This is a genomic window from Facklamia miroungae (assembly GCF_012396555.1).
GTDB classification, from domain to species: Bacteria; Bacillota; Bacilli; order Lactobacillales; family Aerococcaceae; genus Facklamia; species Facklamia miroungae.
The window spans coordinates 150,578-176,063 of sequence record NZ_JAAXPS010000003.1; the positions used below are offsets into that span (position 1 = coordinate 150,578).

General features: G+C 37.2%; 24 protein-coding genes. All 24 read left to right on the plus strand.

Annotation, left to right across the window (positions count from 1 at the left end; all coding sequences use genetic code 11):
- The first annotated feature begins 22 nt into the window (after positions 1 to 22).
- The 24 genes from HF969_RS04345 (at position 23) to rpsL (ending at position 25,454) form a co-directional block, all read left to right on the plus strand.
- Entirely contained in the window at positions 23 to 1,105 is a 1,083-nt protein-coding gene (locus HF969_RS04345; protein WP_090289551.1) for a hypothetical protein, read from the plus strand.
- A gap of 112 nt (positions 1,106 to 1,217) precedes the next feature.
- Entirely contained in the window at positions 1,218 to 1,904 is a 687-nt protein-coding gene (locus tag HF969_RS04350; RefSeq protein WP_090289550.1) for an NAD(P)H-dependent oxidoreductase, read from the plus strand.
- Positions 1,905 to 1,915: 11 nt separating this feature from the next.
- The gene (locus HF969_RS04355; protein ID WP_090289549.1) at positions 1,916 to 2,095 is read left to right on the plus strand and encodes a hypothetical protein; all 180 of its coding nucleotides are present in this window, start codon (positions 1,916 to 1,918) and stop codon (positions 2,093 to 2,095) included.
- 65 nt (positions 2,096 to 2,160) lie between these two features.
- Complete coding sequence (gene tyrS, locus HF969_RS04360; RefSeq protein ID WP_090289548.1) at positions 2,161 to 3,429, plus strand: tyrosine--tRNA ligase; 1,269 nt, start codon at positions 2,161 to 2,163, stop codon at positions 3,427 to 3,429.
- A 205-nt stretch (positions 3,430 to 3,634) separates the two neighbouring features.
- The gene (locus HF969_RS04365) at positions 3,635 to 5,062 is read left to right on the plus strand and encodes a C40 family peptidase (RefSeq protein WP_090289547.1); all 1,428 of its coding nucleotides are present in this window, start codon (positions 3,635 to 3,637) and stop codon (positions 5,060 to 5,062) included.
- A gap of 113 nt (positions 5,063 to 5,175) precedes the next feature.
- Positions 5,176 to 7,206 (plus strand): methionine--tRNA ligase, encoded by a 2,031-nt coding sequence (gene metG, locus HF969_RS04370; RefSeq protein ID WP_090289546.1) that lies wholly within the window; start codon positions 5,176 to 5,178, stop codon positions 7,204 to 7,206.
- Positions 7,207 to 7,322: 116 nt separating this feature from the next.
- On the plus strand, positions 7,323 to 8,108 hold the full coding sequence (locus HF969_RS04375; protein WP_090289545.1) for a TatD family hydrolase: 786 nt from the start codon (positions 7,323 to 7,325) through the stop codon (positions 8,106 to 8,108).
- Between the two features lies 1 nt (position 8,109).
- Positions 8,110 to 8,697: a ribonuclease M5 gene (gene rnmV / locus HF969_RS04380; RefSeq protein ID WP_090289544.1), complete on the plus strand. Its 588-nt coding sequence runs from the start codon at positions 8,110 to 8,112 to the stop codon at positions 8,695 to 8,697.
- Positions 8,678 to 9,562: a 16S rRNA (adenine(1518)-N(6)/adenine(1519)-N(6))-dimethyltransferase RsmA gene (gene rsmA, locus HF969_RS04385; RefSeq protein ID WP_090289543.1), complete on the plus strand. Its 885-nt coding sequence runs from the start codon at positions 8,678 to 8,680 to the stop codon at positions 9,560 to 9,562. The genes rnmV and rsmA overlap by 20 nt, the downstream gene beginning before the upstream one ends.
- A gap of 87 nt (positions 9,563 to 9,649) precedes the next feature.
- Positions 9,650 to 9,877 (plus strand): Veg family protein, encoded by a 228-nt coding sequence (locus tag HF969_RS04390; RefSeq protein ID WP_090289542.1) that lies wholly within the window; start codon positions 9,650 to 9,652, stop codon positions 9,875 to 9,877.
- Positions 9,878 to 9,983: 106 nt separating this feature from the next.
- Positions 9,984 to 10,550, plus strand: a complete 567-nt coding sequence (gene pth / locus HF969_RS04395; RefSeq protein ID WP_090289541.1) for an aminoacyl-tRNA hydrolase — start codon at positions 9,984 to 9,986, stop codon at positions 10,548 to 10,550.
- A gap of 62 nt (positions 10,551 to 10,612) precedes the next feature.
- Positions 10,613 to 14,179, plus strand: a complete 3,567-nt coding sequence (gene mfd / locus HF969_RS04400) for a transcription-repair coupling factor (protein ID WP_090289540.1) — start codon at positions 10,613 to 10,615, stop codon at positions 14,177 to 14,179.
- Between the two features lie 16 nt (positions 14,180 to 14,195).
- Entirely contained in the window at positions 14,196 to 14,456 is a 261-nt protein-coding gene (locus HF969_RS04405) for an RNA-binding S4 domain-containing protein (RefSeq protein ID WP_090289539.1), read from the plus strand.
- A 67-nt stretch (positions 14,457 to 14,523) separates the two neighbouring features.
- A complete protein-coding gene (locus tag HF969_RS04410) occupies positions 14,524 to 14,910 on the plus strand; it encodes an FtsB family cell division protein (protein WP_143406548.1) in 387 nt (128 codons plus the stop codon).
- A gap of 45 nt (positions 14,911 to 14,955) precedes the next feature.
- On the plus strand, positions 14,956 to 15,480 hold the full coding sequence (locus HF969_RS04415; RefSeq protein ID WP_090289538.1) for a S1 domain-containing RNA-binding protein: 525 nt from the start codon (positions 14,956 to 14,958) through the stop codon (positions 15,478 to 15,480).
- 82 nt (positions 15,481 to 15,562) lie between these two features.
- Entirely contained in the window at positions 15,563 to 17,020 is a 1,458-nt protein-coding gene (tilS, locus tag HF969_RS04420) for a tRNA lysidine(34) synthetase TilS (protein WP_090289537.1), read from the plus strand.
- Between the two features lie 69 nt (positions 17,021 to 17,089).
- On the plus strand, positions 17,090 to 17,632 hold the full coding sequence (gene hpt, locus HF969_RS04425) for a hypoxanthine phosphoribosyltransferase (protein WP_090289536.1): 543 nt from the start codon (positions 17,090 to 17,092) through the stop codon (positions 17,630 to 17,632).
- Between the two features lie 81 nt (positions 17,633 to 17,713).
- On the plus strand, positions 17,714 to 19,756 hold the full coding sequence (gene ftsH, locus HF969_RS04430; RefSeq protein WP_090289535.1) for an ATP-dependent zinc metalloprotease FtsH: 2,043 nt from the start codon (positions 17,714 to 17,716) through the stop codon (positions 19,754 to 19,756).
- Positions 19,757 to 19,836: 80 nt separating this feature from the next.
- Entirely contained in the window at positions 19,837 to 20,697 is an 861-nt protein-coding gene (gene hslO / locus HF969_RS04435) for an Hsp33 family molecular chaperone HslO (protein ID WP_168427165.1), read from the plus strand.
- A gap of 83 nt (positions 20,698 to 20,780) precedes the next feature.
- Entirely contained in the window at positions 20,781 to 22,292 is a 1,512-nt protein-coding gene (gene lysS / locus HF969_RS04440) for a lysine--tRNA ligase (protein ID WP_090289534.1), read from the plus strand.
- A gap of 126 nt (positions 22,293 to 22,418) precedes the next feature.
- Positions 22,419 to 23,000: a TMEM175 family protein gene (locus HF969_RS04445; protein WP_090289533.1), complete on the plus strand. Its 582-nt coding sequence runs from the start codon at positions 22,419 to 22,421 to the stop codon at positions 22,998 to 23,000.
- Positions 23,001 to 23,110: 110 nt separating this feature from the next.
- Positions 23,111 to 23,404 carry a GNAT family N-acetyltransferase gene (locus HF969_RS04450; protein ID WP_090289532.1) on the plus strand — a complete coding sequence of 98 codons (294 nt, stop codon included), beginning with the start codon at positions 23,111 to 23,113 and terminating at the stop codon, positions 23,402 to 23,404.
- Between the two features lie 200 nt (positions 23,405 to 23,604).
- Complete coding sequence (locus HF969_RS04455; protein WP_090289531.1) at positions 23,605 to 24,696, plus strand: baeRF3 domain-containing protein; 1,092 nt, start codon at positions 23,605 to 23,607, stop codon at positions 24,694 to 24,696.
- Positions 24,697 to 25,040: 344 nt separating this feature from the next.
- Positions 25,041 to 25,454 carry a 30S ribosomal protein S12 gene (gene rpsL / locus HF969_RS04460; protein WP_090289530.1) on the plus strand — a complete coding sequence of 138 codons (414 nt, stop codon included), beginning with the start codon at positions 25,041 to 25,043 and terminating at the stop codon, positions 25,452 to 25,454.
- Positions 25,455 to 25,486: the final 32 nt, after the last annotated feature.

Sequence of the window (25,486 nt, forward strand, 5' to 3'; positions counted from 1 at the left end):
TATCAAAAAGGAGGCCGCTAAAGTGGGTAAAACACTGAAAGTTATCATATCTATGATATTGATATTAGCCTTAGTGGGGGTAATTTCTTTATATGCTTATATTGACTTGAGCTCAAAAGCAAATCATGTGCAAAAATCAAATAGTGAATTAATTAACACTAAAGATGAAATTCAAACTCAGATTGATGCGTTGTATTTTGATGACCAAAAAGATTTCCTGTCAGAGACTCTCAATCTAGAAATGATGAAACCTATCCAAGAAGAAATAAATAAATTGAATGAATCTACTAGCGTAAAAAATCAATTTCTTGATCAGTTAAAAGACATTGAATTGCGTTATGAAGCACAAATAGCAGTCAACGATTTCTTCCAAGGAACAGAAGAGGCCATTCGAGGGAATCAAGTGAATGAAGAGCTGATGATTCGCGAAGATTTAACAAAGGAAACGGTTCTTGAGGTGAAGGATAAGTACTATTTCATAGAGAAAATGGATGAAGAAAACGAGGTTCCAATTGAACTTGACAACTTTGAAAAATCAGTTAATCGCTTAATTGACCGTGTAGAGGGAAGTATGGATGAGGTTGAAGAGTTAAACACACTTTTTAAAGCGGTTGAAAAAATCGAAATTGTAGATGGCAATATTGGGAAAATTGCCCAGGCGATGCATAAATTTGATCAGCGACTTTTACAAGTCCAGAATTCATTGCCTTCACTCTATAAAAAAATGGATAAGAGAGCAGATAACTATACGGCTAAAATGATCCAAAAGGTTGCGGAAATAGCTAAAAATGTTCCACAATACTATCAGCTGGTTATTACTTCAGTAGAGCCATCGAAGCGTTTAACCGATGCACTTGAAGAAAATAGAGATTTATTTGAAGTGGTTGAAGCATCTACAATTGAATCGGTAGAAGTTTCTCAAACGATTCCCCAAGATACTCAGACATCTTCAAATGACTACTATTATGAGGAGCCAGAAAACTCTTGGACCAACCCAGATCCCAATCCTCCGACCACAAATACACAAGAAAGCCCAGGGCCGGTTGAACCAGAACCAAATGAACCTGAAGCAACAGCAGATTATTATAATAACAGTGATTATTAATCGCTCTTATGCACTTCAATCTCCATGCTGACTCCTTTTGATAAGAAGTTAGAGCGTTGGAAGATGAAGTGCTTTTTGTTAAAATAGACGTCAGTATGATAGGAGGGATCCAATGAGAGTCATATCTTATATTGCCCATGATCACTTAGCTAATTCATCTAGCCAACAGTTTTTATTAGCGAGTGGCAAAGCGTTGACTGCAATTGATTATGTCGACTTAACTAGTGAGTGGCATGAAAAAGGAAGCTTCAAATCAAGTGAAGAGCTAGCTAGACTGGCTAATTATGACCGTATTTTATTTCAATTTCCTTTATATTGGTACCAAGCTCCTGCGATTCTTAAAATATGGATGGATCAAGTTTTTGATGATCAATTGAATATTAAACAGACACAAAAAATACTCAGAGAGAAAGAGTTTGGAATCGTTTTGACGGTCGGATCAAAACGTGAAAGTTTTCAACCAGGCGAGCGCGTGGGAGTCACTTTATCGGAATTATTATCACCTTATTATGCTTGGTCAAATTATTTCGCTATGAAATACCTCCCTCCTTTTGTAATTTCACAATTTCATTATTTAACCGAAGCAGAAAAAAACAATTTGTTGATTGACTATGTTACTTATATAAAAATGGGAAGAATTAATTCACTGGAAGATAAGGTGAGAGTTTTATTAGATGAGTTGAACCGACTTGAACTCAATCTAGATCCAATTGATCAATTAGTATTCGATCAGTTTATTCAAAAAATTAACGAACAAGCGGATGAATTAAAAGAATTAAAATTTCTGGATGAAGAATAGAAGGTGATAAAATGTCAGAAGCTGAAATGTTTCAAGCGCATGTTGAAAAATGGTTAAATCACTGCAAAGACTATCCGAGTAAAGCCGTTTTAACTGTCGCATTAGCAGTTCTAAAAGAACAAGAAAAACGAATTGATCAAAATAGAGGACAATTAGATTCTAGCGCTTGGAGTCCCAATGCTTGGTCCTAACAAGGCTTGCAAGATACTAGTCGACCAATTATACTAAAAAGAAAGAAATCCTGGGAGTGAAGTAAATGTCAATTATAGAAGATTTAGAATGGCGCGGCGCAATTAACCAGCAGACTGATCCAGAGGGGCTAGCCAAATTATTAGCTAAGAAGCCAGTAACCCTATATTGTGGAGTAGATGCAACCGGTGATTCCATGCATATAGGGCATTTAATTCCTTTTATGGTTTTAAAAAGATTTCAATTAGCAGGTCACCAACCCATTGTTATAATAGGGGGCGCAACTGGATCAATCGGTGATCCTTCTGGTCGCACAAGCGAGCGAAGCCTACAAACGATGGAAGTTGTTCAAGAAAACGCAAAAAAATTAACACAACAAATGCAAAAACTTTTCTTCAAAGGGGATGCAACTGAAAATTCTTTTAAGATAATGAATAATTTTGACTGGTTAAGCAAAATTTCATTGTTAGAATTTCTTAGAGATTACGGTAAGCATTTTAATGTCAATACCATGTTAGCTAAGGATGTTGTGGCAAGTCGCTTAGAGCATGGAATTTCTTTTACAGAATTTTCTTATCAAATCCTTCAAGCCATCGACTTCCACTATCTTTTTAAAAGTCAAGATGTACAACTGCAAGTAGGAGGAAGCGACCAATGGGGTAATGTTACAGCGGGTTTAGATTTTATTCATCGAATGGAAGGACCAGAAGCTGAAGTTTATGGTTTGACTATCCCTTTAATGTTGAAGTCAGACGGAACTAAATTTGGCAAATCAGCAGGTGGAGAAACGATCTGGTTAGATCCAGAAAAAACAACCCCTTATGAATTTTATCAATTTTGGTTAAATCAAGCGGATGCAGACGTGATCAAATATTTGAAGTACTTCACTTTTTTGGACAAATCAGAAATAGAGATATTGGAGCAAGAAGTGGCTAATCAACCGCATCTAAGAAATGGTCAACGCCGTTTAGCTGAAGAAATCACCCGATTTGTTCACGGCCAAGACGCCTTAGAAGAAGCAGAAAAAATAACGCAAGCATTATTTACTGGTAATGTACAAGACTTAAATATGCATCAAATTGAGGCTGGCTTTAAAAATATGCCACAAGCCAACGCATCGAAAGAACCAATGGATATCGTAGTGTGGCTAGTTGAGACGGGTATTGTTCAATCTAGGAGAGAAGCTAGAGAATTTGTTAGCAATGGAGCAATTTTGATAAATGGAGAGAAAATAACGGATCTTCAATATGAAATAAGTCAAAGTGATGCCATCGGAGAAAAATATATTATTGTCAGACGGGGTAAGAAGAACTATACACTGGTTACCTTATCCTAATAAAGTAGAGCTTAAAATCCATAGGTTTATCCTATGGATTTATTTAATTAATCAAAGCTGTTAATGTTTCAGTTGTGTTACAAGTCCTATACGAATCCGCTAAAACGATCTTTTTTTACTTTAAATATGGTAAGATCATTCTTGTTAAGAAAGAAAATCGTTATATATATAAACTATGCAAAAGATCAAAGGGGAGCTAATAAGTATGAAAATGAATTTTTCCAAAAGGTTAGTAACCACATTATTAACTTCATCGCTTGTACTTTCAGCGGTAAGCACTTCACCAATTTATGCACAAAATAGTGATGAGATGAATTCAAATACAACTTATCAAGTAAATGACTTAAATGGTGAGCAAGCTCAGTTATACGCTAAGCTAGTGAATTCATACAATCAGATAGAATCAATTAAAGAAGAAGCAGAAGGACTTCAAAATTCTATTGTGGAAGATAACGAGACAATTGAAGCTTTAAATCAAGAGATCGATGAGTTGCAAGAAATGATTGATAAACGTCAAGAATTGATTGCAGAACAAGCCATTGCTATTCAAGAAAACGGCGGAACAACTAACTATTTAAATGTTCTCGCTTCTTCAGAATCACTTTCTGAATTTGTGGGGCGTATGGACGTGATTATTAAGTTGGTTTCTTCAAATAAAGATTTATTAAATAGCCAGAAAGAAGATATGGCGAGCGTTGAAGCTAAAAAAGCAGCAACCGAAGAAGCCAAGACTACTAAAATAAATAAAATGATTAGTTTAGAGGCCCTAAAAGGTGATCTGGAAGTTGAAACAGCATCTGCCGAGGTGGCTTATTCTGAATTAACAAGAGCAGCTGAATTAGCTGAAGAAACGCGTTTGGCTTTAGAAGCAGAGGCAGCAGCATTTGAAGCTGCCGCTCAAGTTGAAATTACTGAAAATACAGAAGTTACTAATGAAGTTGTAACTCCTGAATCAACCGAAGAAGCTGTGACAACAGTAGAAACACCATTAGAAACGATTGAGACAAGTCAGGAAGCACTTCCAACAGAAGAGCCTTCTTTTGAGGCTGTGGGTTCATTAGAAACAATTGAAAGTGAGCAAGCTGTAGAAACAATCCAAGCTGTAGAAACAAGCTCTGAACCGATTGATACAACTCAAATTGTAGAAACAAGTGCTCAGCCAGTAGAAACCACTCAAGTTGTCGAAACAAGCGTTGAACCGGTAGAAACAACTCAAATTGTAGAAACAAGTGAAGAAGTGATACAAGAAGAGGAAGTTCAAACACCAGATTTATCTTACAATACAGGATCTTTAATTGGAAATGCAGAAAAGTATATTGGAATCCCTTATGTCTGGGGTGGTAAATCGCCATCAGGATTTGACTGTTCAGGATTTGTCCAATATGTATTCAGAGAAACTTATGGAATGGAAATAGGTGGATGGACTGGAGCGCAAGAATATGCGGGAACTAGAATTTCAGTAGAAGAAGCTCAACCTGGCGATTTATATTTCTGGGGAAGTCCTGGAGCTACTTATCACGTCGCTTTAGCAACTGGTGGTGGAAGCTATATCCATGCATCTCAACCGGGAACACCTTTGGGCTATTCTAACACTTCATCATTTACCCCATCATTTGCGGTAAGAGTTTTATAATAATACAAAGAGTCAGGAAACTGACTCTTTTTTTGTGCAAAATTATAGAGGGAGCCTACCTTTAAACTATGCTATAATAGAGAGGATAATTTACTTGAAAGGGGCACTCATCCGTGACCGAACAAAAAACTTTTTATATTTCAACACCGATTTATTATCCTAGTGGTAAATTGCATATCGGTAATGCATATTCCACCTTGGCTGCTGATGCTATCTCGCGCTATAAACGTTTAATGGGCTATGATGTTTATTTCTTGACTGGAACTGACGAACACGGTCAAAAGATTGAACAAAAAGCTGCTAATTTAGGTTTGGAACCAAAGATGTATGTGGATAAAATGGCTGAAGAAATTCAAAAATTATGGAAAAAACTCGAGATTACCAATGATCACTTCATTCGGACAACAGATGACCATCATGTTCAAGCGGTTCAGAAAATTTTTGATCAATTATTAGATCAAGGGGATATTTATTTAGGGGAATATTCCGGTTGGTACTCTGTCAGCGACGAAGAGTACTTTACTGAAACACAATTAGCAGAAGTTTTTAAAGACGAAGCAGGAAAAGTGATTGGAGGGATTGCGCCTTCAGGTCATCCGGTTGAACTCGTTAAGGAAGAGTCTTACTTCTTTAGATTGGATAAATACGCTGATCGTTTAATTGAATATTATGAATCCGCGGAACAAGTAATCTTGCCGGAATTTAGAAAAAATGAAATGATTAATAATTTCATTAAGCCAGGGCTTGAAGATTTGGCAGTTTCTAGGACTTCTTTCTCCTGGGGTATCCCGGTTAAATCAGATCCTAAGCATGTGATTTATGTTTGGATTGATGCTCTTTCAAATTATATTACCGCACTTGGTTATGGTAGTCAGAATGATCAAGCCTTTAAGAAATATTGGCCAGCCGATATTCACGTTTTAGGTAAAGATATTTCGCGCTTCCATATGATCTATTGGCCAGCTTTATTAATGGCTTTAGATCTTCCGTTGCCAAAACGTATTTATGCTCACGGTTGGATTGTGATGAAAGATGGCAAAATGTCTAAATCTAAAGGCAATGTCATTTATCCAGAAACTTTGATTGAGCGTTATGGTTTAGATGCAACGCGCTATTATTTATTGAGAGAAATGAGTCTGGGCAATGATTCAGTGTTTACACCTGAAGACTTTGTTAAGAAGGTTAATACAGAATTAGCCAATGATCTAGGGAACTTACTCAATCGTACAGTGGCGATGATGAATAAATATTTTGAAGGAAAGGTGCCGGCTGGCGTAAGTCATTTAAATGATTTAGATAAAGAGTTTAGAACATATGTTGAGTCTCATATCGAAGAATATCGTAAAAAAATGGAATTAATGGCTTTTGATAAGGCAATTGATGCTATAATGGCTATCGTCTCAAGATCTAATAAGTATATTGACCAAACAGAACCATGGGTTTTGGCCAAAGATATACAAACAAAAGATCGCTTGGCAGTTGTGATGTATCATTTAGCTGAAAGCTTGCGCCTTGTTGGCCACTTATTGCGTCCATTCATGACGGAAGCACCACTTGAAATATTTAAACAATTAGGGATAAACTCAGAAATAAATTCGGATTTAACCGACTTAACTTTTGGTCAATTTCCCCAATCTGCTCAGGTGATTAGTAAAGGGGTACCCATATTCCCTCGGTTAGAAGTGGAAGAAGAAGTTGATTATTTACAAAAAATTATGACACCAGAAAGGAATGATCAAGTGTCAACTGAAAAATTAAAGGTTTCAGATCCTACTTGGGATCCCGAAGCAACAAAATTACTATTTGAAGAGACAGCTGAACTAGACTTTGAAGATTTTATCAAAACAGAAATTAAAGTAGCGGAGGTCATTGACGTTGATGAGGTGGAAGGGTCAAATAAACTTTTGCGTTTTCGTTTAGATGCTGGTGATGAAGGACACCGTCAAGTGTTATCTGGCATCCGAAAATATTATCCTGATTACAAAGAATTGGTAGGACGTAAAGTCTTAGTAGTGGCGAACCTTAAACCGCGAAAAATGATGGGTTACATTAGTCAAGGAATGATTTTATCTGCTGAGTCAGGCAAGGAATTACATTTAGTTTTTGCACCGGACCAAGCAGAAAATGGATCATTAATCGGTTAAAAAATTTGATAAAGAAGGGCAAGTGGGTACATTTGTCCTTTTTCTTTTGTCAATAATGACTTTTTGTTTGTTTAAAACAAAATATGATAAAATGTTAGAGATTGGAGAGGAAAAGAATGAAATTATTTGATACACATACACATCTAAACGTCTCCCAATTTCAGGGGAAAGAACGTGAATATTTGCAAAAGGCGAAAGAAGCAGGCGTGGAGTACTTAGCAGTTGTTGGTTTTGACCGGCCGACCATTGATCAAAGTTTAGCGCTCAGCCATGATTGCGAGAATATTATTAGTGTAGTCGGTTGTCATCCAACTGAAACCATTTATTATGATCAAGCATTTGAAGACGATTTACATGCTTGGTTAGAATTAGACCGTGTAAAAATGTTAGGAGAAATTGGTCTTGATTACCATTGGGACACATCACCAAAAGATATTCAAATCAAATTTTTTAGAAGACAAATAGCGATTGCCAAAGAACATAATCTACCCATTACAATTCATAATCGCGAAGCAACAGAAGATTGCTACCGCATTTTAAAAGAAGAAGGAGTACCCGAAGCCGGAGGGATTATGCATTCTTTTGGTGAAGGACCAGAAGAAGCTAAACGCTTTTTGGATTTGGGCATGCATTTATCGTTTAGTGGAGTGCTTACTTTTAAGAAAACTGATCAAGTCCGACAGGCGGCTTTAATCACACCTTTAGATAAATTGTTGATTGAGACAGATGCCCCTTATTTAGCGCCTGTGCCAATGAGAGGAAAGCAAAATGAACCAGCTTTTGTGAAGTATGTCGCTGAACAATTAGCTCAGCTAAAAAAACTTTCAGTAGATCAAATCGCTCAAATTACAAGTGAGAATGCCTTTGCTCTATTCAAATGGCGACCGAAAGAGGAAAATTAAAATGAGAGAAATAGAAGTGCCCAAGGAAGTAGTTGTAGTAGAAGGAAAATCCGATACCCAGCGCTTAAATCAAATATTTGGGTCAGCCATTAAAACCATTGAAACGAATGGATCGGCTATTGACAGCGCGATAATAAAGCGAATTAAAGATGCTGATGAAAGGTTTGGCGTAATTGTCTTTACAGATCCTGATTATCCGGGAGAGCGAATTCGTCGAATTATTCGTGCCGAAGTTCCATCGGTTAAAGAAGCTTTTTTGAGTCAAGAAGCAGCCAATTCACACCGAAAAAAAGATTCTTTAGGAATAGAACATGCAAGTGCTGAAGCCATTCAAACAGCCTTAAAAAAAGTAACACAAATGTCTTTTCAAGCAGAGCTTAAACCTATTCCTATGTCTGAGCTTGTAGCTTTGGGGTTAGCTGGAAGCGATCAGGCTAAACTTTTGCGTCAAAAACTAGCTGATCATTTCAACTTGGGACATGTAAATGCTAAGCAATTACAAAAGCAGATGGCCAAATATCAAGTTACACGCGAAGAAGTTATCCAAGTTTTAGAAGGGGGGAAAGCTAATGACCAAGAACTTAAATGAAAAATTTATCGCTACGCCTAGTCGAACGAGTGCAATCATGAAGCGTTATAATATCAAAATGAAAAAGAGTCTCGGACAAAATTTTTTAGTTGAGCCCCAAATTTTGCAAAAGCTGATTGAAGTAGCTGAAGTGGATGATGAGACGATTGTTATTGAAATTGGTCCTGGTATTGGAGCTTTAACAGAGTTCTTAGCTTTATCCGCGAAGAGAGTGCTAGCTTTTGAAATCGATCAACGGTTTGTAAATATTTTACAAGAGACATTATCTCCTTATAAAAATGTTGAGGTAATCCATCAAGATATTTTGAAAGTAGACTTTAACCATCAAGACTACCACTTTTTACATGAAGCCAAGCGATTAGTTGTCGTAGCTAATCTTCCATATTATATTACCACCCCTATTATTATGCATTTATTAGCGAGTCAATTACCTTTTCATAGCCTGGTAATGATGATGCAAAAAGAAGTCGCTGAGCGCATGACAGCTCAAGTAGGAACCAAGGCTTATAATTCACTGACGGTGGCGATTCAACTGCAAATGAAGAGTGAGTTAGCTTTCATTGTTCCGCGAACCGTCTTCATTCCTAAACCGAACGTGGATTCGGCAGTACTAAAATTAACAAAGTTAGAGAAAAATCCTTACGAATTAGACGACAGTGAAGCTTTTCAAAAATTTGTGCAAGCTTGTTTTAAGCAACGAAGAAAAACTTTATGGAATAATCTGAAAGCATATTATCAAGAAATAGATCCTGGACAATTAGAGGATTATTTTGCAAAAGTCAATATGGAACCAAGTCGCCGAGCAGAAACATTAAATTTAGATGAGTTTATCAAACTTTATTTAGTTATTAATGAAAAAAAATAACAGAATAAACTTATTGAAAAATTTAGTCACTTATGTTATATTGTGAAATTTGGCAATTTATGGTATAATGAGGTGCGAGGTGATAAGATGCCAAAAGACCTGATTGAAATCAAGTCAATGCTTGATGGTAGAGTTGGAGAAGAGATTATTGTGACTGTTCAGATGGGGCGCAAAAAAAAGCGGGAACGTCGAGGAACACTTGCTGAGACTTACCGATCAATCTTTATTGTTGACCTAGATGAAGAAGATAATGTGGATCGTGTATCATTTTCTTACCGTGATATACTTACCAATGCGGTACAAATTGAATTTTAGAGAATAATTATTTTAAGAGGCTTACTGTCTGCTTGGTAAGGCTCTTTCTTATTTTGTAAGATGAGCTATGGTATAATGAGTTGCATATATTATGGAGGTGTCGTGCGTGAAAATGATTGTTGGACTAGGTAACCCTGGTGAGCGTTATGCAGGGACGCGGCATAATGCAGGATTTGAAGTGCTTGATCGACTTGTAGATAAAGAAGGTCTAAGTTTTACCGATCAAAAATTTGAAGCAGATTTTACTATCTGGCATTCTCAATCCGATAAAGTTCTTTTAGTTAAGCCCTTTACCTATATGAATAATTCAGGGCAAGCAGTTTTACCTTTTATGTCTTATTTTGGACTCGCAATTGACGATTTAGTCGTAGTATATGACGAACTAGATCTAGAACCAGGACGTATTCGCTTACGCGAGCTAGGCTCAGCTGGTGGACACAATGGAATGAAATCAATCATCCACATGTTGGGAACGAGTGAATTTAAACGTATTCGGGTGGGTATAGGACGGCCGCATCCGGGATGGAAAGTGGTTGATCATGTTTTAGCCCCTTTTGACAAAGAAAGTTTACCGCTAGTGACTCAAGCCATTGATCAAGCGGCGGATGCCTTAATTGACTGGGTGCATGGAAAGTCGTACAGCGAAGTAATGAATCAATATAATAGAAAATAATCCATGGAGCAAGGGTGTTTCCTGCTTCATGTTTTTGTGTTGGATGTAGAAGGAGAGATTCAATGTTAGATAAGTTGCAAACTACAGCCTTTAGTCAAAGTATCCAGACAATTAATAAGGCTAATAATTCCTCTCTTCCCCATTTAGTAACGGGTCTGGACGGAAGTGGGAAAGCGATCTATATCGCAAAACTTTACCAAAAAGCTCCTAGTCAAATGCTGATAATTGAAAGCAATCCGAACCACTTAATGCAAATGTTGGAAGATCTTTCTAGTCTTTTACCTAACGTTGCCATTTATTCTTTTCCTGCAGAGGAAAGTTTAGCGTTAGAGTATTCAACAGCTTCTTTAGAAGGTAGAGCACAAAGAGTAGAGTGTCTTCAAGCTCTATTAAGTAAAGAACCAGCAATTATATTAACGAATGTAGCTGGGATTCGCAAACGCCTTTCACCCATTAATGACTGGCTAGCCAATCAATTAGAATTAGCCATCGGTGATGAAATTGAGAGAGATGTTCTAGAGAACGTTCTCTTTGAATTAGGTTACCAAAGAGTATCAATGGTTATGGCTCCGGGTGAATACTCTGTCAGAGGAAGCATTATTGATTTTTATCCTTTAAATTATCCCTCCCCTATTCGGTTGGATTTTTTTGACGTTGAATTGGATTCAATTCGGTACTTTGATGCCGAAAGTCAGATTTCAAAAGAAAACTTGCAATCTATTAAGCTTGAACCAGCGGTCGATGTCTTGTTTACCCAAAGACAACAAAATAATATTAAGGATCAATTAATTGAAGAGATAACAGTAGCAAGTAAAAAAATTAAAGATTCCGAATTGAAACAAAAAATAAAACAATTTATGGGAGAACAAATTCAAGGTCTAGATCATGATCAATCGCTGGATAAGCATCAAGCATTTCTATGTTTCCATGATTCAGTCGGACACTCTATCTTAGATTATATGCATTCAACAGGTCGCTTGATCGTTAATGAATTTTCTAAGATACAACAAGAAGAAGTTCAACTAATGGAACACGATCAATTTTGGATCGAGCAAGAAACCTTGAAGGGTCACCTATTTCCCAATCAAAACTTAAAGTTATCAGCTTTCAATCAAATAAAAGAAAGTCATCATCAAGTTGTCTTTTTTGACCTTATTCAAAAGAGTATGGGGAAACAGACTTTAGCGAGTATTCATCATTTTTCTTATCGCACAATGAATGCTTTTTACCATCAAATGCCATTAATTAAGGCTGAAATGGATCATTGGTTAAAACAGGGTCAAAAAATCCAGTTAATTGTTGAATCAGAAAAGCGGGCTAAAAAAATTCGTCAATTATTCGCAGAGTATCAAATTGAACCTGTTCATCTTCAAAAAGACGAAAAATTTATACCAGATCAAATCAATATCTTGGTAGGCAATCTCAATCAGGGGTTTGAACTGCCAAATGATAAATGGGTATTATTAACTGAAAAAGAGTTGTTTAATCGCATAAAAAAGAAAGTGATTAAACAGCAAAAGTTATCCAATGCAGAACGGATTAAATCCTATAATGAATTAGAAACCGGTGATTATGTGGTTCATATTAATCACGGTATTGGTCGTTATACGGGAATGGAAACAATGGAGATTGCTGGCTCACATCGTGACTTACTCGTCATAGAATACCAAAATAACGCTAAAGTCATGGTACCGATTGATCAACTTCATTTGATTCAAAAATATGTTTCCTCTGGAGAGGCAAAGACACCTAAGATTCATCGTTTAGGTGGTACCGAGTGGACCAAAACGAAACAAAAAGTTTCCAGTAAAATTGAGGATATAGCTGATGAATTGATTGAGCTCTATGCAAAACGCGAGCAAGAAAAGGGCTTTGCCTTCAATGAAGATAGTGCAGAGCAACAAGAATTTGAAAATGCCTTTCCTTACGTGGAAACACCTGATCAACTTCAGGCCTCTTCGGAAATAAAGAAAGATATGGAAAAAGAACGACCGATGGATCGTCTCTTAATTGGTGATGTCGGTTATGGGAAAACTGAAGTGGCAATGCGAGCGATCTTTAAGGCGGTCATGGATGGTAAGCAAGTTGCTTTTCTCGTACCAACTACCATTTTAGCTCAGCAGCATTATAATTCATTGATGGAGCGATTTGCGGACTATCCCTTTGAGATAAGAATGTTAAGTCGTTTTGTCAGCAAAGCTAATCAAAAGGAAACGATTAAAGATCTTAAAGTAGGAGCCTGTCAAATAGTGGTCGGGACTCATCGGATTCTATCGAAAGATATTGCCTTTCTAGATTTAGGTTTATTAGTTGTCGATGAAGAGCAGCGCTTTGGAGTAAAGCATAAAGAACGCTTAAAACAGTTACGCTCTCAAGTAGATGTTTTAACTCTCACGGCGACCCCGATTCCTAGAACGCTACATATGTCAATGATCGGCGTAAGAGATTTGTCTGTGATTGAGACGCCGCCAAGCAATCGTTACCCTGTACAGACCTATGTGATGGAACGAGATGAGGGTGCTATTAAGTCGGCGTTAGAGCGTGAAATGGCTCGAGGCGGACAAGCCTTTTATCTTTACAATCGCGTAGCTACTATTTACCATCGGGCGGAAGAATTAGCCCAATTAGTACCAGAGGCTCGTGTAGCAGTTGCTCACGGTCAAATGAGTGAGATCGAATTGGAAAATGTGCTTTATGATTTTGTCCAAGGGGATTATGATTTATTAGTCACGACTACGATTATTGAAACGGGTGTCGATATTCCCAACGCTAATACTTTATTTATTGATCATGCAGATAAAATGGGATTATCAACGCTTTATCAACTTAGGGGAAGAGTCGGACGAACTAATCGTTTAGCTTATGCCTATTTAATGTATGATCCTATGAAGCAATTAAGTGAAGTGAGCGAAAAACGTTTAAATGCCATCCGTGAATTCACGGAATTAGGGTCTGGATTTAAAATAGCCATGCGCGATCTTTCAATTCGTGGTGCAGGTAATCTCTTGGGAGCTCAACAGTCAGGCTTTATTGATTCCATTGGGTTTGATTTATATTCTCAATTGCTCAAAGAAGCAGTTGATAAAAAACAAGGTAAAGAGAACCACCAAAAGGCTTTTGAACAGAGTGAAACGGAAATCGATTTAGCCATTGATGCCTATTTACCAGCAACCTATATCGAAGATGAACGTCAAAAAATTGCAGCCTATAAAGCTATCCAGCAGATTAATTCCTTTGAATCATATCGGGATGTACAAGATCAATTGATTGATCGGTATGGGGAGTATCCTGACCAAGTAGCAGATCTATTAGATATTGCGCTACTTCGTCATTTAGCTGATCAAATTGGTGTTTTAACTATTAAAAAGCAACACCAGTATGTCATTTTAACTTTTGATGAGAAAGCCACTCAGTTTTTCTATGGTCCTAATATTTATGAGGCCTTGCAAGATGTTAAAGCTAGAGAAGTGATAACTAAGCCCAAAGACCGAATGCTAGTAAAATTAACGATTCAGGGCTTGAAAAGTTACGAAATTTTGAGTGTTTTAAAAAAATTATTAGATCAAGCAAATCAAGTTTATTTCAACTATCAGAATCGTCAAAATGAACTTAATCAAGCATTAAACTAAAAAGGAGTGTTTATCGATGCGTTTAGATAAGTTTTTAAAGATTTCAAGGATCATTAAAAGAAGAACCGTCGCCAAAGAAGTAGCTGACCAAGGGCGCGTTCAAATTAACGGGCAAGTCGCCAAATCGAGTTCAACGGTGAAAGTTGAAGATGAAATCAAAATTACGTTTGGCAATCGAATGATGGTCATTAAGGTTAAGCAATTGCAAGAATCTACTAAAAAAGAAGATGCGGCCAAGATGTATGAATTAATCGGTGAAGAAATAATTGAAAAATAAACCAAAATCCAAAGATTAGAGGGTGCATTCTCATTAAATTACTGCTATACTCAAAAATGAGAGAGTGGTGAAAAAATTGAATGAAAAAAATAATCAGCAGCCCAATCGAAAAATCTTACCTTTTGATCAGACTAATCGTCCATTAAAAGCTTCTAAAAAAAGCAGACAGGGTCGATTTTCTAAACACATGATACCTATTGTAGGCGTTTTTTTGACCTGTTTATCTATTTTTTCGCTTTTTCAAAGCTTTCAAAAGCATAAAGAAGTTACAAATCAATTAGTTCAAGCAGAAGTAAGTTTGAAAGATTCTATAGAAAAAAATAAACAAGCCAAAGCAGAATATGAACTATCAAAAGATAAAGAATACATTGCTAAGATAGCTCGCAAAGATTATTTTTTTTCAAAAGATAATGAAATAATTTTTGATATTGAAGAAGAATCAAGTGAACAATAAAAGGTAATTAATTAATAGTATTATTATAGGAGGAAAAAGAAGTTTATGGCGGTAGAAGTAGGACAAAAAGTTACAGGTAAGGTTACAGGAATTAAGAACTTTGGAGCCTTTGTAGCGTTGGAAAATAATCAATCAGGCTTAGTACACATCAGTGAAATATCGGATGGGTTTATAAATGATATCAACGAAGTTTTATCTCTTGGTGATGAAGTAACAGTGAAGGTTGTTTCGATTGCTGATGACGGAAAAATAGGCTTATCCATTCGTCAAGCTGTCGATAAACCAGCAAGCTCCTCTCACGATAAAAGAAATGATGACGGATCTACTGCCAAATTCCGCAAGCCTAAAGAGGCGCCTCGCCGTAATTTTCATCAAGAATATCCTAAAGTTCCACAAGGAAAGGGTAATTCTTATCCTAATCAAAATGTTTCAGGTAAATATGCTCAAAAAAGCAATGATGATTTTGATCAATTAATGAGTAATTTCTTGAAAGATAGTGAAGACCGTTTGATCTCGCTCAAGCGTAATACTGAAGGGAAACGCGGCGGACGTGGCGGACGTCGAAGCTAATCGATAATATTAAACGGACTGCAATAGACTTTTATATGTCTGTTTGCAGTCTTTATTTTGAAAGAAGTAAAGGTGGGAAGCCATGGAAGCAACCTTTCGACAATTTAAAAACAAAGTGGAATCATGGCCGAGTTGGGAAGAGTGCCAAACAATTGTCTTGGCTATCTCTGGCGGAGTCGATTCGATGGTGCTCTTGCATTTAATGATTGAATTGGTTCAATTAAATGAATATAAAGATCGGCAGTTAGTGGTGGCCCATTTCAATCATCGTTTGAGGTCACCAGAAATTCATGACAAAGAACAAACCCTCGTTGTAGAAACAGCTAAAAAGCATGATTTAGTTTACTTCGTTTCAAAGTGGGAAAGTCCTAGTAAGTCTAATATTGAGGCGAATGCCAGACAGGCGCGCTATCAATTTCTAGCGGATGTCTTAGACGCTAGTCAAGGTGATTGCTTGATGACAGCCCATCATTTAGATGATGCGGTTGAAACAATGTTCATGCGTATGGTTCGTGGCACTTCTTTGAAGGGCTTAACAGGCATACGCGATAATTATCAAAGAGTAATGAAAGCGACTAATAATGGAGTAACGGTGACCGCTTTGATGCGTCCTTTAATCAATTTTCGAAAAGCGGATCTATATCGATATGCCAAGGCCCATCAAATCAGGTACTATGAAGATGAGAGTAATCAAGAGACAGAATATTTAAGAAATCGGATTCGCCAACAATATTTACCACAAATCGAACTTGAGAACCCTCAATTTTACAATAATTTGTTTGCCATGCAGCAGCAATTGACTTCTTCTTACCAAGCCCATTATGAGACCTATATGAAAGAAGAACCTATTCTTCTAGCTAAACTGGAGGCTAAACGTTGGGCTCTAGATGTAGAGAAATGGCGCAATCTTTCCTATGAATTTCGCGAAGTCTTTTTGACCATCTTTTTTGAGGAACGCTTCATTGAGGTGGCGGGTCAATACGATAAAGAGGCTATCAATCATTTGCTAGACCAGATCTTAAACACCGAAAACCCTAACTACCGCTTCAACTTAGCACCAGGTTGGGTATCACGGAGGGAATATAATTATATCTTTATTGAGCCAGAAGAAAGAAAGCTGCCCCAACTGTCTGATTACCGAGTGGATTTATCATCTAACAACAAGTGGTTTAGTCTTGGTAATGGCTTGTGGATTGGATTATTTAATCGCGCTTTTGTCAATAATCAAATGCGAAAAGCCGTAGATGATTTTTTGGCTCTTGATTTGTCAGGATTTAAAAGAACGCCAGCCTTTCACATACGTCACCGACAAGATGGGGATTTGATTGAGTTAAATTCAAGTAAGGGTTCTTATCATAAAAAAATATCAAGGATATTGATTGACGATAAGATTCCTTCCTCTTTGAGAGACCGAATCTGGTTGATTGTTAATGATGATAATGAAGTGATCTGGATGATTGGTCATCAAAGTTCCTCGAAATATCAGCCTCAAAAGCCAGAAAACATCACACACTATCTCTTAGTCCAAAAGATGTATTAAAAGGGTGCAAGAAAAATAATAAGTATGTTAAAATACATAAATACACTTTGATAAAGAAAAGGAGTCACTATGTTAGAACAAGATGTTTTAAAAATACTCGTAACAGAAGAAGAATTACGAGCAACCGTGCAACGCTTAGGAAAAGAGATTACTACACACTATCAAGGTAAAGAAGTGCTTGTGGTTGGTATTTTAAGAGGGGCCGCTCTTTTCATGGCTGATCTGATTCGTCAGATGGATTGCTATGTAGAGATCGATTTTATGGATGTATCTAGTTATGGATCAGCCACAGAGTCTTCTGGTGAAGTTAAAATAATAAAAGATTTAAATAACAGTGTAGAAGGAAAAGATATTTTGATTGTAGAAGATATTATTGATACCGGCAGAACCTTAAAATATATAATCGACCTACTTAAATTTCGTAAAGCCAATTCAATTAAGATATGTAGCCTCCTAGATAAAGCAGAGCGTAGGATTGAAGCGGACGTTACCGTAGATTATGTAGGCGTTGAGGTGCCTAATGAGTTTGTGGTCGGTTATGGCTTGGATTATGATCAAAAATACCGTAACTTACCTTATATCGGTGTATTAAAACCTGAAATTTATTCATAGACTATTTGAACAGTATATTTGTCTTTTTATAAGATTAAGTGTATTCTTAATCAATAATTGAAGTTAAGGAGAAAGAAGCGAATGCAAAAACCAAATCCGAATCGAAATCCCTTTCGAAATCCCTTTCGAAACACATTAGCGTACATTTTAATCGGTTTGGCTATTTTAGGTGGCTTTACCCTCATGACAGATGGCGGCTCATTTATGAAAGCGAGCCAAAAGATAACTACTTCTGAATTCATTAGACAGCTAGAAACAGATAAAATAGCTGAATTTGAAATTCAAATTGGATCAGGAGTATATCATGTAAGAGGAAAATATCAACCACAAAAATCTGAGTCTAAATCAGATGATAAAATAGTCGAAGTGATTAAGGGCGACAGTAAAACGCAAGCCTTTGAAACTGAAATTTTACCAAATGATTCGATGCTTAAACAAGTTACCGATCTTGCTGAAAAAAATGAAATTAAATATAAATCCATTCCAGAATCTTCAGCGGGAATCTGGCTCAACTTCTTACCCATTCTACTCTTATTGATACCTAGCTTTTTCTTAATGTATACCATGATGCAAGCTAGCAATGGTGGCGGTAAAGGTGTCATGAATTTTGGTAAATCTAAATCAAAAGATGTTTCCAAACAAAAAGTTAAAGTAAGATTTTCTGATGTTGCTGGAGCTGATGAGGAAAAACAAGAGTTAGTTGAAATCGTTGAATTCTTAAAAGAACCTAAAAAGTTTACAGCCTTAGGTGCAAGAATTCCCGCTGGTGTACTTTTAGAAGGGCCTCCCGGAACAGGTAAGACTTTACTCGCTAAGGCTGTAGCCGGAGAAGCGGGTGTTCCATTCTTCTCTATTTCAGGTTCAGAATTCGTAGAGATGTTTGTCGGGGTAGGAGCGTCTCGAGTACGTGACCTCTTTGAAAATGCTAAAAAAGAAGCTCCAGCGATTATATTTATTGATGAGATCGATGCAGTGGGTCGTCAAAGAGGTGCTGGTATGGGGGGCGGTCATGATGAACGTGAGCAGACCCTCAACCAATTACTCGTTGAGATGGATGGTTTTGAAGGAAATGAAGGAGTCATCGTGATGGCTGCTACTAACCGTTCCGATGTTCTTGACCCAGCGCTTTTACGTCCGGGGCGTTTCGATCGTCAAATTTTAGTGGGTAACCCAGATGTTAAAGGAAGAGAAGCTGTATTGAAAGTTCACTCCCGTAATAAAAAATTGGCATCTGACATTGATTTGAAAGTGATTGCTCAACAGACACCAGGCTTTTCTGGTGCTGATTTAGAAAACTTATTGAATGAAGCCGCTCTAATTGCAGCTCGTTTCAATCGTAAAGAAATTACAGCACCCGATTTAGATGAAGCGCATGACCGTGTAATTGCCGGGCCTGCTAAGAAAGATGCTGTTGTTTCTGAACGACAAAGAAAAACAGTGGCCTACCATGAAGCAGGTCATACTGTGATTGGTATGGTCTTAAGTGAAGCACGTACGGTCCACAAGGTAACCATCGTTCCTCGTGGTCGAGCAGGTGGCTATGCCATCATGCTACCTAAAGAAGATCAGTACATCGTGACTTACAAAGAACTTTTTGAACAAGTCGTAGGTCTATTGGGTGGTCGAGCAGCTGAAGAAATTGTCTTTAACCATCAATCAACAGGTGCTAGCGATGACTTCAGACAAGCGACAGCCATTGTTCGTAGCATGGTGACACGTTACGGAATGTCCGAAACGATTGGAACCGTTCAGTACGAAAGCGATAGTCAGCCATTTGCTGGTCGCCGCTATGGTACAGAAGATCATACTTCTTATTCTGAGCAAGTAGCTTATGAAATTGATAAGGAAATTCACCGTATTATGAACGAAGCTTTGATGGAAGCTTATCACATTATAAATGAGCATCGTGCGCAATTGAATTTAATTGCTGAAAAGCTTCTGGAGATAGAAACCTTAGATGCGCGACAAATTAAAGCTCTGTTTGAAACAGGTCAAATGCCAAAAGCAGATGAAAGCGAGTCAGAAGAACCTGTAGAAGAGCCGACTGATTTTGAAGAAAGCAAGGAAAAATCTTTACAAGAAGATCCTCAAAAAGAGTCAGATATAAGTCAAGAAAACGAATAAGCATGTTAGAAGACAGGCTCTTGCCTGTCTTTTATCTTAGATTTTATCAGGAAGTAGGGAAGAAAATGAAATGAAAATTAATTAAAGCACTCGCTTTTGATGATCAAATTCGCATCTATGTAGTTGACGCGACGGAACTAGTCAGTCAAGCTCAAGTAAAACACAAAACTTGGCATACCGCTACAGCTGCTTTAGGGAGAAGTTTAGTTGCGACTGCACTTTTGTCAGCTAACCTAAAAGGGGAGGACCGTATCCTTGTTCAAATAAAAGGAAGTGGGCCAATAGGCTTAATTGCTTGTGATGGCGACACGCACGGAAGAATCAGAGGCTATGTTACCAATCCAAAAGTTGCTTTAGAGTTAAATAGTAAAGGTAAAATAGATGTGGCCGGTGCGGTTGGACTACCTGGTAGTCTGAAAGTTAGTAAGTATATCGCCGATTCCGATCCTTTTACAGGCCAAGTCGATCTTATTTCAGGCGAACTCGGTGAAGACTTTACTTATTACATGGCTGTATCGGAACAAACGCCGTCATCGATTGGTTTAAGTGTGCTAGTCAATCCTGATGAGACCGTTCAGTCAGCGGGAGGGTTCATGATCCAAGTGTTACCGGGAACTTCGGAAGAAGTGATTGATCAGTTAGAAGCAAAAATTAAATCCTTAGGATCACTTTCCGATCTTATTGATGGGTCAGATGATATCAGAGAGCTTTTAGATTCCTTAGTAGGCTCTAATAATAGTCGTATTCTTGTAGAACAAAGCGTCGAATTCTCTTGTCCATGCAGCAAGGAACGATTTGCGCAGTCAATGGCTGCTTTGGACCCAAAGACAATCCAAGTAATGATAGATGAAGATAAGGGAGCAGAAGTAATTTGCCAGTATTGTAATGCCGTTTACCAGTTTAGTGAAGCCGATTTAAGAGATATTTTAGACCAGCAATAATAGGGTTATTATAGCCATGACAAATGAACCTACTTCATGTAGAATGAAATAGACAGTATAAAGTACTAGTAGGAGGAAAACCGATGTCTGATATCAAAGATAATCAAGAATTTGAAGAGTTAAATGACCAATTAGTGGTTAGAAGACAAAAAATGCAGGAAATGTCTGAAGCGGGAGTTAACCCTTTTGCTGCAGGTTTTGAACGTAGTGATTACTCAAGTGATTTAATTGAAAAGTACGATCATTTTTCTAAGGAAGATATACAAGCAAAAGAAGAAATTGAAGTTTCCATTGCTGGACGTATGGTTTCAAAACGTGGAAAAGGAAAAGCCGGATTTGCTCACCTCTTAGACATGAAAGGTAAAATTCAAATTTATGTCCGCCAAGATCAAATAGGTGAAGATGCTTTTACTTGGTGGAATGCAGCTGACTTAGGAGATATTGTGGGGGTTCGAGGCAATTTATTCAAGACAAAGACTGGTGAGTTATCTGTCAAAGCTAAAGAGTTTATTCCCTTAACTAAAGCATTAAGACCGCTGCCTGATAAATTTCATGGTTTAACAAATATCGAACAGAAATATCGTCAACGTTATTTAGACTTGATAGCCAATGAAGAAAGTTTTGAGCGTTTTGTCAACCGCTCTAAAATCATTCGTGAAGTGAGACATTATTTAGATGATCGTGATTACTTAGAAGTTGAAACACCTGTGTTACACAATTTAGCAGGTGGAGCTTCAGCGAGACCTTTTATTACGCATCATAACGCTCTAGATATGGAGTTGTATCTCCGGATTGCTTTAGAATTACACCTAAAACGTTTAGTGATTGGTGGAATGGAAAAGGTTTATGAGATCAGTCGAGTTTTCCGGAATGAGGGGATCGATACTACCCATAATCCTGAGTTTACAATGATTGAAATTTATACAGCTTATACGGTATATACAGATATTATGGATTTAACTGAAGGATTAATTCGTCATGTTGCCAAAAAAGTTTTAGGAACAGCGGTTCTTGAGTATGATGGTAAAACGGTAGATCTCGAGTCACCATGGGCACGCCGCCATATGGTTGATTTAATTAAAGAGGAAACAGGCGTTGACTTTTGGCAGGAAATGACTTTAGATCAAGCTAAAGCACTCGCTAAAGAACACCAAGTTCCTGTTCAAGAACATGATTTATCAGTAGGACATATCATCAACAATTTTTTTGAGGAGAAAGTTGAAGACACTCTGACTCAACCAACCTTTGTATACGGGCATCCGGTTGAAATATCGCCATTAGCTCGCAAAAATGAAGAAGATCCTCGTTTTACTGACCGCTTTGAACTATTCATTGTAGGTAAAGAATATGCCAATGCCTTTACAGAATTAACGGATCCAATTGACCAAAGAGAGCGCTTTGAAGCTCAAATGGCAGAAAAAGATGCTGGAAATGATGAAGCTCAACCAGTTGATGAAGATTTCCTAGAAGCATTAGAACATGGAATGCCTCCAACCGGTGGTTTGGGAATTGGGATCGATCGATTAGTAATGCTATTAACGAACTCACAATCGATTCGTGATGTCCTCTTATTCCCAACTTTGAGAAACCATTAATAGACTATTTATACTTCGTCTTTGGCGAAATAAGAGACCACCACAAACAATTAAAATGTTTGTGGTGGTTTGAGATTAATAAGAGGAATTTGTTTAATGTCTCAGTATTAAAAAGGAGATAATAGAATGAATACAAGTAGAGTAGAAGCATTCAGTGATGGGGTCTTAGCTATTGTAATAACCATCATGGTTTTGAAATTAAAAACGCCAGAAAATTTAGATCTTGCCGGATTGAAGGAAATCTATCCAACATTATTAGCCTACATCTTAAGTTATGTTTATGTAGGAATCTACTGGGCTAATCATCACCATCTCTTAGCCGTATTAAAAACAGTAAATGGTAAAATTTTATGGCGCAATCTTTTTTGGCTCTTTTTTATGTCTTTAATTCCAACTTCGACAGAATGGATGGGTCTAAACCCGTCTGTTGAGTTGCCTACTTTCTTTTATGGGTTAATATTATTGATGTGTGCGATATCTTATAATATTCTCCAAACAGAAGTAATCCGAGTTAATGGCAGAGATTCAGAATTAGCTGAACGGATAGGAAAAGACTATAAGGGCAAAGGATCTATTTTAGCTTATTTAATTGCTTTGATCTTCGCTATATATCTTCCTTTAATAGCTTATGTGATCTATGTTGCAATCGCTTTGCTATGGATAATTCCAGATAAACGGCTTGAATATATTTTTTATCAAAACGAGTAGAAACTCATTTTTTAAATCATTCTTTATAAGTAAGCGAAGTGATCATATTTTTTTGTCCCAAAACATAAATGGTGTATCATGATAGATATCAAAAAACTGGAGGAATTAAAATGGAGTTTTTAAGAGAAGATCATGGGGTTGTCATACGCGATGACAAAGGTGAAATACTTGCAGAAATAACTTATCGAGACACTGACGATGACAAGTTGGTGATTGCAAACCATACCTTTACCTCTGATAGTCTTAGAGGAAAAGGTATAGCAGGACAACTATTAGATGAGCTGGTTGCAGATATGGAAAAAGAAGGTAAGAAAATATATCCAAGTTGCCCGTTTGTTATGAAGAAGTTTGATCAAGAATCAGCTAAATATAGTCATATTGATGCTCGCAAAAATCAAATGTAATTATCGGTCAGTGAATGAACCAAAGGCAGCCCCCGAGCTTTGCTTTTGGTTTTTTCAGTCCTTTAATTAGACAATAAAGCGCTACCATGTTAACCTTTATGTAGAAGTTCTAGTCCATTTATTATTAAAAGAAAAAAGTGTATGAATGGATTAGGCCTTAGTCGTTCATTAAGAACAAAGTATAGAAAGGAAGGATCAGTATGGGTCACAGTTTTGTCAAAGATTTGAGGGAGTTACAAAACAAGGAAGAAGCTTTACGACTTTCCATATATATGCCAACCAATCGTGGGGGGGTAAATAGGCAAGAAGATTTAATTCAGTTTAAAAATTTAGTTCAAGAAATTAAACCAAGCCTAGAAGAACTTAAATCGGAAGCAGGAGAAAAAATTTTAAATGAATTAGAAAGACTCAGAAATGATAAAAATTTTTGGGATCAGACCAAGGAAGGGCTAGCACTCTTTATTAGTCCAAAAGAATTTGAAGTAGCTTATCTTCGTTCTGAATTTAAACCAGCCGTTTATCTTGAGAAAGAATATTATTTGTTACCATTGCTAGCTTATTATGAAGAATTGAATGAAGTAATTATTGCCGATATCTCTAAAGACGCAGTGAGCTTATTTGATGCCAATCAGTTCAATAGTGAACCGTTAGCTTTGGATGGGGACATTGATATTAAGCAATTTTCAGAAATCTATGATGATTTAGACCCTGACTCGCAAGTGAATGTTCATTCCTATGGAGGACGTCAAGAGCCTGGTATGCATCATGGACACCGAGCCACCCCGGAAGAGAAAGATCTCGATCGAGGGAAATATTTCACATACTTAAACAAAAAAATGCATGAACTTTCTAAGCATTATCATCGCCCTATACTATTAGCAGGGACGGTGGAAAATCTAGGTCATTACCAAAAGGTAAATGGAACAGATTCTATCTATTTTGAAAAAACAATTGATAAGCCTTTCCAATCGATTGATTCGAAAGAGAAAACCAAAGTTTTGAAAGAAATCTTAAGTCAAGATCATCAAAGTTTTGCACAAGACAAAATTAATCAAATTGAGAAAGCGCGTAATCAAGGTAAAGTTGCCCATGATTTTGAAAAAATTAAAGATCTAATCAAAGAAGGTCGCATCGAAGAATGGATTATTCAATACCATACAGATTATTTGTTGCAAGAAGAAGACCTAAATCACTGGGTACTAAAGGCAATGAATCAAGGAACTAAGATCGCTCTGGTATTGGAAAAAGTGGAAGGCATTAAACAACAATTTTCAGCTATAATGAGATTTTAATGACAATTAAAATCATCTTGCTGCTTTAACTATACGAGTACTAATAGGACCAGGCCAAGAAGAGATAGTGTTACTTCTTGCCCTGGTCTTGTTCATGTAAATTGAGCTTCGAATAGCTGACTTGGACAGGAAAAAGCTGTAAAATATGTTGACGTTCGATTTTCTTCGTGTTAAGATAGTGAAGGTGTTTTTATTGACAGATTCCTGAAATTCAGTCGTGCTGACTGCTATAGATTCACCTATCAGCGCAGACCTCGAAAATGATCGAGCCTGCGGAAAATTTATATCAATAAATGACACACTTGGATGTGTGGACTAAGAAATTTATGGAAGGAGGACTTTTGATGCCAACAATTAATCAACTGGTTAATAAACCTCGTAAATCAAAAGTAGTTAAATCAAATTCACCCGCATTAAACGTAGGTTACAATAGCTTCAAACGTTCAAACACAAAAACAATGTCTCCGCAAAAACGTGGGGTATGTACACGTGTGGGAACAATGACTCCTAAGAAACCGAACTCTGCATTACGTAAATATGCCCGTGTTCGTTTATCTAACCTTATGGAAGTAACTGCTTATATTCCTGGTGAAGGTCATAACTTGCAAGAGCACAGTGTGGTTTTAATCCGCGGCGGACGTGTGAAAGACTTACCAGGGGTACGTTACCATATCGTACGTGGCGCGCTTGATACGGCAGGTGTTAATGATCGTAAGCAAAGCCGTTCTAAATACGGTACTAAGAAACCAAAAGCATAATTTTTAATCATTACTCATTTTTTTGAAAGGAG

Bases quoted from the DNA above. Each gene is read 5' to 3' on its own strand.
- HF969_RS04450 (WP_090289532.1), top strand. From the start codon at position 23,111: ATGGAGTTTTTAAGAGAAGATCATGGGGTTGTCATACGCGATGACAAA.
- lysS (WP_090289534.1), top strand. From the start codon at position 20,781: ATGTCTGATATCAAAGATAATCAAGAATTTGAAGAGTTAAATGACCAA.
- mfd (WP_090289540.1), top strand. From the start codon at position 10,613: ATGTTAGATAAGTTGCAAACTACAGCCTTTAGTCAAAGTATCCAGACA.
- ftsH (WP_090289535.1), top strand. From the start codon at position 17,714: ATGCAAAAACCAAATCCGAATCGAAATCCCTTTCGAAATCCCTTTCGA.
- HF969_RS04455 (WP_090289531.1), top strand. From the start codon at position 23,605: ATGGGTCACAGTTTTGTCAAAGATTTGAGGGAGTTACAAAACAAGGAA.
- rnmV (WP_090289544.1), top strand. From the start codon at position 8,110: ATGAGAGAAATAGAAGTGCCCAAGGAAGTAGTTGTAGTAGAAGGAAAA.
- HF969_RS04415 (WP_090289538.1), top strand. From the start codon at position 14,956: ATGGCGGTAGAAGTAGGACAAAAAGTTACAGGTAAGGTTACAGGAATT.
- HF969_RS04375 (WP_090289545.1), top strand. From the start codon at position 7,323: ATGAAATTATTTGATACACATACACATCTAAACGTCTCCCAATTTCAG.
- HF969_RS04355 (WP_090289549.1), top strand. From the start codon at position 1,916: ATGTCAGAAGCTGAAATGTTTCAAGCGCATGTTGAAAAATGGTTAAAT.
- rsmA (WP_090289543.1), top strand. From the start codon at position 8,678: ATGACCAAGAACTTAAATGAAAAATTTATCGCTACGCCTAGTCGAACG.
- HF969_RS04365 (WP_090289547.1), top strand. From the start codon at position 3,635: ATGAAAATGAATTTTTCCAAAAGGTTAGTAACCACATTATTAACTTCA.
- rpsL (WP_090289530.1), top strand. From the start codon at position 25,041: ATGCCAACAATTAATCAACTGGTTAATAAACCTCGTAAATCAAAAGTA.
- tyrS (WP_090289548.1), top strand. From the start codon at position 2,161: ATGTCAATTATAGAAGATTTAGAATGGCGCGGCGCAATTAACCAGCAG.
- HF969_RS04350 (WP_090289550.1), top strand. From the start codon at position 1,218: ATGAGAGTCATATCTTATATTGCCCATGATCACTTAGCTAATTCATCT.
- hpt (WP_090289536.1), top strand. From the start codon at position 17,090: ATGTTAGAACAAGATGTTTTAAAAATACTCGTAACAGAAGAAGAATTA.
- HF969_RS04390 (WP_090289542.1), top strand. From the start codon at position 9,650: ATGCCAAAAGACCTGATTGAAATCAAGTCAATGCTTGATGGTAGAGTT.
- HF969_RS04405 (WP_090289539.1), top strand. From the start codon at position 14,196: ATGCGTTTAGATAAGTTTTTAAAGATTTCAAGGATCATTAAAAGAAGA.
- HF969_RS04445 (WP_090289533.1), top strand. From the start codon at position 22,419: ATGAATACAAGTAGAGTAGAAGCATTCAGTGATGGGGTCTTAGCTATT.
- tilS (WP_090289537.1), top strand. From the start codon at position 15,563: ATGGAAGCAACCTTTCGACAATTTAAAAACAAAGTGGAATCATGGCCG.